Consider the following 2285-nt stretch of genomic DNA (forward strand, 5'->3'; position numbering starts at 1 on the left):
GGTACCTCTCCGACGCGATGGGTGGGCATGGGCGCTGAGGAGACTCGGGGGGGGAGCCGCGGTACCAGGAGCCCCCTGGGGGGGTGCAGGGGGAATTCCCCTGCACGGTCCGTTCAGGACATCTTCTGAAGCTCGAAGACCGTGTGCTCGGTCGGCGGGTTCACCTTCTCGACGAGCCCCGCCAGGGCTTCCTTGTTCGGCGCCTGCCATCGGCAGAAGGCGCGGGTGTCGCCCGGAACCACGTCGATCGACCGCAGGACGAAGCCCGCGGGCAGCTGCCCCTTCTGCGCCATCCCTGCGATAGACTGCACCACTCCGACGACGGCGTTCGTGTTCTCGCTCTTCCATGTGTGCTGAATGAGGAATTCACTCATTTCGATCACCAAGGAGTCCATAAAGCCCGTCGGGCACAGGGTTCGTGCCGGTCTGGACCGGGTGGTCCCGATGGACGAAGTCATCCTGCGGATGGAGCACGAGCTGCCCTTCAACAACGTGTCCAAGCGATTCCCCGATGCCACGATCTACCGTTGGTGCAACTCGATGGTGGACTACCTGGAGTTCCTCTCGCCGGACGAACGCCTCCTCACCGATGTCCGTACCGGGCTCGGCGAGGTCATTCGGGTCCTCCGCAGCAGGCTTCTCTACACGTCCCGAGAGGAGGGGCGCCTTAGCGTTCTGGTTCGATGTCGATGCACCGCGGCGAACTCCACGGTGCGGATCGCGGAGCGCGCCAACTGCCTCTGGAAGGCACCCGTCGTCTACGAGGCCGGAAAGGAGTCCCTCACGGTTCTGGCGATGACTCCCCAAGCCTTCCGGACTCTCTTCCGCCAGCTCGAGAAGGTTGCGAGCGTCGAAATCGTGAAGAAGAGCCTCGCCGCGCCGGACGTTCTGCGGGACTCCTACACCCTATCCCTGTCCGGTCTGTTCGGCGGACTCACGAAAAGACAAATCGGTCTCCTCGTCAACGCGACGGACGAGGGATACTTCGACATTCCCAAACGCACGTCCATGGACCGGTTGGCTACCAAGGAGGGCATCGGCGAATCGACGATGCAGGAACATCTGAGCAAAGCGGAGTCCAAATTGCTCCGAGCCCTCGCGCCTTACCTGCACCTGTACGAGAGCTCCCTTTGAGCCGAACGCGGCGGCGTGCCTTAGGAGGGCACGCGCGACTTGCCCCAGCGCATGCATGTCCTCGTGTGCGGAAGGGCGAACGTCTCCACCAAGTCCGCGATGACCGCTCCGAGGTCCTCGTACGACTCCTCGAGGGCCGCCTGTTCCGTCATCATGGCTCCGCCGTCGTCATCGGGGCGTCCGTTTGCGAGTGAGCTGGCTTTCGCGATTGAGCTTCTTCGTGTTGATCTTGCGGAAGATGTCGATCACGTCGTAAATCTCAGGTTGGGCGACGTGATAGTAGACGGTCGTCCCTTCCTGTCGGCGCTCGAGCACGCCCGTCTCCCGGAGGAACTTGAGGTGAATCGAGAGGTTGGGCTGGCTTACATGCGTCAAGGAGACCAGCTCCTTCACGGACCTCTCGCCCTTCCGCAGGAGATCCAGGACCTTTAGGCGGACAGGGCTGGATAGGGACCTGCAGACCTGCGCATGCAGCTCGTACGCCTCGTCTTTCATCGGCCCACCGAATCCATTTGTTCATTTAAATATATCGAAGGACGGAAGAATATTCGGAAAATGCTTCCAGGTCGAATGTATAGACGACCCTTATCGCCCCCCTCGGGCGTGCGTTCTGCGGTGAGACAGTGGCTCGGAAGCTGTCAATCTGTGTATACTCCGGAACGGTCGACAAGCTGCTGCCCGTGGCCATCATGACCTCGGGCGCAGTGGCGATGGACATGGAAGTGAACCTCTTCGTGACGTTCTATGGGCTGTACGCCTTCCGGAAGGACCAGGTCTCGAAGAACATGAAGTTCAGCAAGGACTTCGAGGAGATGGCCCCGATGCTCATGAAGAACATGGGCGAGATGAAGGTCCCCTCCTGGTACGACATGCTGAAGGAGGCGAAGGCGTCCGGCAAGGTCCGGATCATGGCCTGCTCCACGGCGGCCGGCGTCATGAAGGTCGAGAAGAAGGACCTCGTCGACATCGTCGACGAAGTCGTCGGCGTGGGAACCTATCTGGACCAGGCGGCGGGCTCCGACATCACGCTTTGGATCTGAAGGAGGCCTACCCCATGGCGCAGCTCGATGCAATCAAGGCTGACAAGGTCATCGACTCCCGGGGCACGTCTTGCCCGGGGCCGATTCTGGAGCTCAAGAAGGGCATCACGA

5 protein-coding genes are annotated in these 2285 nt (G+C 61.4%); 2 read left to right on the top strand and 3 right to left on the bottom strand.

Going from position 1 to position 2285, the window contains the following annotated elements; genetic code table 11:
• Positions 1–113: 113 nt before the first annotated feature.
• On the bottom strand, positions 114–374 hold the full coding sequence (locus VEY12_08705) for a hypothetical protein (GenBank protein HYM40204.1): 261 nt from the start codon (positions 372–374) through the stop codon (positions 114–116).
• Positions 375–444: 70 nt separating this feature from the next.
• Between VEY12_08705 and VEY12_08710 the strand changes: the two genes are divergently transcribed.
• A complete protein-coding gene (locus VEY12_08710) occupies positions 445–1134 on the top strand; it encodes a helix-turn-helix domain-containing protein (GenBank protein HYM40205.1) in 690 nt (229 codons plus the stop codon).
• Positions 1135–1154: 20 nt separating this feature from the next.
• On the opposite strand, the gene VEY12_08715 is transcribed toward VEY12_08710, so the two are convergent.
• Complete coding sequence (locus VEY12_08715; GenBank protein ID HYM40206.1) at positions 1155–1289, bottom strand: hypothetical protein; 135 nt, start codon at positions 1287–1289, stop codon at positions 1155–1157.
• Between the two features lie 13 nt (positions 1290–1302).
• Positions 1303–1629 (bottom strand): metalloregulator ArsR/SmtB family transcription factor, encoded by a 327-nt coding sequence (locus tag VEY12_08720; GenBank protein ID HYM40207.1) that lies wholly within the window; start codon positions 1627–1629, stop codon positions 1303–1305.
• 128 nt (positions 1630–1757) lie between these two features.
• Here VEY12_08720 and VEY12_08725 point away from each other — a divergent pair, with 128 nt between their 5' ends.
• A complete protein-coding gene (locus tag VEY12_08725) occupies positions 1758–2174 on the top strand; it encodes a DsrE/DsrF/DrsH-like family protein (GenBank protein HYM40208.1) in 417 nt (138 codons plus the stop codon).
• The last annotated feature ends 111 nt before the right edge of the window (positions 2175–2285 follow it).

Source organism: Thermoplasmata archaeon (genome assembly GCA_035632695.1).
Lineage (GTDB): Archaea > Thermoplasmatota > Thermoplasmata > RBG-16-68-12 > RBG-16-68-12 > RBG-16-68-12.